At 67.7% G+C, this 3,439-nt stretch carries 3 protein-coding genes, 1 tRNA gene and 1 riboswitch; of the genes, 2 read left to right on the top strand and 2 right to left on the bottom strand.

All coding sequences use genetic code 11. From position 1 onward, the window contains the following. Window positions 1–1,143: DUF7159 family protein (locus A5643_RS04085; RefSeq protein WP_066852225.1), on the bottom strand; the 1,143-nt coding region annotated here is incomplete at its 3' end. 319 nt (window positions 1,144–1,462) lie between these two features. Next, window positions 1,463–2,059, bottom strand: a complete 597-nt coding sequence (gene dcd, locus A5643_RS04080) for a dCTP deaminase (RefSeq protein WP_066852223.1) — start codon at window positions 2,057–2,059, stop codon at window positions 1,463–1,465. Window positions 2,060–2,150: 91 nt separating this feature from the next. Here dcd and A5643_RS04075 point away from each other — a divergent pair. Continuing rightward, window positions 2,151–2,224: transfer RNA gene (locus tag A5643_RS04075), tRNA-Gly, on the top strand. Window positions 2,225–2,367: 143 nt separating this feature from the next. Continuing rightward, window positions 2,368–2,479: riboswitch (SAM riboswitch) on the top strand. Window positions 2,480–2,936: 457 nt separating this feature from the next. Beyond that, window positions 2,937–3,368 carry a hypothetical protein gene (locus A5643_RS04070; RefSeq protein WP_156628515.1) on the top strand — a complete coding sequence of 144 codons (432 nt, stop codon included), beginning with the start codon at window positions 2,937–2,939 and terminating at the stop codon, window positions 3,366–3,368. Window positions 3,369–3,439: the final 71 nt, after the last annotated feature.

Here is a 3,439-nt window from a genome sequence, read left to right as displayed (position 1 = left end):
CGGTGCAGGCGCTTCGGGGGCCGGCGGCGGCGCCTCGGGTTTCGGCGACGGCGGCGCCTCCGGTTTCGGGGGTGCCGCCTCCTGGCTGGGCACCGCGTGCGCGCCGGTGCGCGGCGGCGGTGTCTTCGACGATCCGTCCCCGGCGACCACCGAGACGACGAGAGCCGCGATGGCGATCATCGCCACCGCCGCCGCACCGCTGACCGCCAGCACCACCGGGTTTCGCGATTCCTGGTCGTGGCTGTGGAAATCGAGCTGGGCGGAGTCCAGTCGCTCGCCTGCTCCTTCGGCGACCGGCAGGTCGGGGTAGTCGTTGTCGGGCAACGCGCTGTAGGCCAGCGCCGCGTTGTCGCTCGTCGCGCCGTAGTCGATGCCGGTGCCGCCCACCGGGCTCGGTACGGCGGCTGCCCGTAGCGCCTCCAGGTCCACCGCCCCGGTGCCGAGGTCCTGCGCCCAAGCCATCGCCTGGGTGGAGGAGGCGAATAGCGGAGCGTGCGCGCTGGCCAATCCGGCGCCGCGCGCCAGCGCCAACTCCGGCTCGCCGGGGAAGCTCACCGGCAACGACGTCGCTTCCTCGAGGCGTGATTTGACGGCTGCGAGCGCAACCCCCGAACCCACGACGAACACCCCGCCGGGCGGTTCGGGCACGTCTTCGACGCAGGAGACCAGCTCAGCGAGTTCGTCTGCGAGTTCTCCCTCACCCAACCGATGCCGGTGCACGTCGGCGATCGCGCCGTCGGCCGAGTTGACGGTGGCCACTGTCGCGCTGGTCGGTGTCACGTACAGCAGCGCGGTGTGCGCGTCGCCGAGAGCACTGCCCGCCGACTGCGTCAACGCCACCGCGGCGAGAAACGCCGAGACGACCATGACGTCATCGACCTGCTGGCGGGCGAGGGCGTCGCGCAGCAGGTCGCCTTCGATCGGGTCGCTGAACGCCACACCAACCGACGAGATTCGATGGCCCGCCGCGGCCGCGCCGCGCCGCGCCTGACGGATAGCGGTCACCACTTGGTCAGAAACCGCTTCACCGGCCGGGACGTCGAACGTCTCGTGCTCGATGGTGGTCCCGTCGGCGCTCTCTCCTCCGGTCAAGACCATGCAGACGGTGGGCGACGCTATCGAGACGCCCATCGCGATGTCCACGACCCCTCCAATGCCATCGCTCGTTTGCAGGTGTTTATGGTTCCCGGTCTGGGCGACGGTTAACCGGCTGTCCCCGCCGATGTGCCGCCACCGGGTCGTGCGCATGGGGCTGAATTACGCCAGCCCTTGTATCAACTGTACGCTTCGCCGCCGCGCCCCCGGAACACGCCCGATCCGGGGTTTACGCAGGTCGAGCGGGTTCGGTGGCGCCGTGCCCGCCGCGGCGCGGGCCCGTGAAATCCCTCACAACCGCGAGTGAAGCCCCAGGTAGCGGTTTCCGCGGTTCGCCGCCATGACGGTTCACTCGCCGCGGAGTTCCTCACTCGCGGGGCGGGTCTTGGCGCGGCTGGGCGCTGACGAAGTTCTGGTAGGACCGCGACGGGGTGGGACCACGCTGGCCCTGATATTTCGAGCCGACGCGGGCACTGCCGTAGGGATGCTCGGCGGGACTGGTCAGCCGCAGCAGACACAGTTGGCCGATCTTCATGCCCGGCCAGAGCGTGATCGGCAGGTTGGCCACGTTGGAGAGCTCCAGGGTGATGTGGCCGCTGAAGCCGGGGTCGATGAAGCCCGCGGTGGAGTGGGTCAACAATCCGAGTCGACCGAGCGAGGACTTGCCCTCCAGCCGGCCGGCGAGGTCGTCGGGCAGACTCACCAACTCCAGGGTGGAGCCCAGCACGAACTCGCCGGGGTGCAGCACGAACGGTTCGCCGTCGACGGTTTCGACCAGGCTGGTCAGGTCATCTTGCTGCCGCGCCGGGTCGATGTGGGTGTAGCGCGTGTTGTTGAAGACCCGGAACAGGCTGTCGAGACGGACGTCGATGCTGGACGGCTGCACCAAGGTGTCGTCGAGCGGGTCGATGCCCAGGCGTCCGGCGGCGATTTCGGCGCGCAGATCGCGATCGGAGAGCAGCACGTGATGAGCGTAGCGGCAGGGGGTTGAACGAGCCCGGGGGCGCGGTGTGCGGCGCAGTCGCGACGTGATGCTAGCCTTCCCAGTGACCAGCGCCGATGTAGTTCAATGGTAGAACATCAGCTTCCCAAGCTGAGAACGCGGGTTCGATTCCCGTCATCGGCTCCACCCACCGGAGCGAGGCGCTGCGCTACGGCTTTACCGCGGCACTCGGGCTTCTGAGACACCACGCACAGCCAGGTGCGGGCATTCGGGTACTCGCTGGTGCTCGTCGGCGGGTCAGTGTCGGTGCCGGGGCTATACTGCGGGTGCTTCATGAGTTGCCGTCGCCAAGCTCCGACTGGGCGGCACGCCAACCCCACGCTCGTGGGTGGCTCGGATGACGAAGCGGTCGACATCAACCGGTGTCGACAAGAGCGCCTCCGCTTTCGGAGGCCCGATCATCTCGGGATCGAGCATGGCGAACGCGAATCCGGGTCAGCATCGATCAACCGCTGGCCACTCCTCCTATGTGGCCCCACGCCGCGCCGCGAGTGTTGTCGGGCGTGTTCTAACTCCTGAGCAGTTGGCCAAGAGGTACTCGCATTTGTGCCGGTTCACCATGCACCGCCGACGCCCGAGTCTGTTGCCGCGGGACCCCGGCTGGGTCTGGGCCGAGCGGGTCCGACAGGCGACGGCGCAGGTGGCTCATCAGCGCGCACAGGCCAAGGCCGACGAGCGAGAAGCGGCTGTCTGGTGCGCGACGTGTCGGCACGACCATGCGCCGGATCAGAACTCGTCGCCCGGCAAGGACTCATGACGCCCTTCGCACACAACCCCAGCCGTTTCGCCCGAAACTTACGAATGAGAGGCCGGCCCCCGGCAGGAAGAGGTAGTCGCGATGTTTCGGTTGGTCAGTTCGTCAGATCCCAACGCCGTGAACAGTTTTGCGGTGCGCGCCCATTACGCCCAGCGTCTGGTGTTGACGACGGCGGTGTGCCGTGAACTCCGAGCCGCCACCGAAGACGACGTGCTCAGCCTCCGCGCCCGCGAAGCGCTTGCCCTGTTGTCGTGGTGGATGCGCGAGTCCTATGACCTGCCCCGCGGTGGCGTCGACTATTGGCACGGCCTTGACGACCCTCGGTTAACGGAGTTCGCCCCCGACTTCAAAGAAGAACTCTTTCTCGGCACCCGGGTATGCGGGGCGCTGTTCATGGCTTACACCGCCGACAAGTCCTGGGAGCTCGAGAGCGACATCGAACAGATCCGCCGGCAGCTGCGCGCTTACCGCGAGGCCCGCGGTTCCGATGACTGCGTCAGTGAGGAGTGTTGACGCCGGTTGAAAACTAGGCCAGTCGCGCCGGTCGAAAAGTAGGCCACCCGACCAGATTGGATGGGTGATCT

The organism is Mycobacterium sp. 1274756.6 (assembly GCF_001668625.1).
GTDB lineage: Bacteria > Actinomycetota > Actinomycetes > Mycobacteriales > Mycobacteriaceae > Mycobacterium.
Note: the sequence above shows the minus strand (reverse complement) of the source record. Positions and strands in the feature narration are given on the sequence as shown.

Coding starts and splice junctions, on each gene's coding strand:
- A5643_RS04070 (WP_156628515.1), top strand. CDS start 2,937: ATGTTTCGGTTGGTCAGTTCGTCAGATCCCAACGCCGTGAACAGTTTT.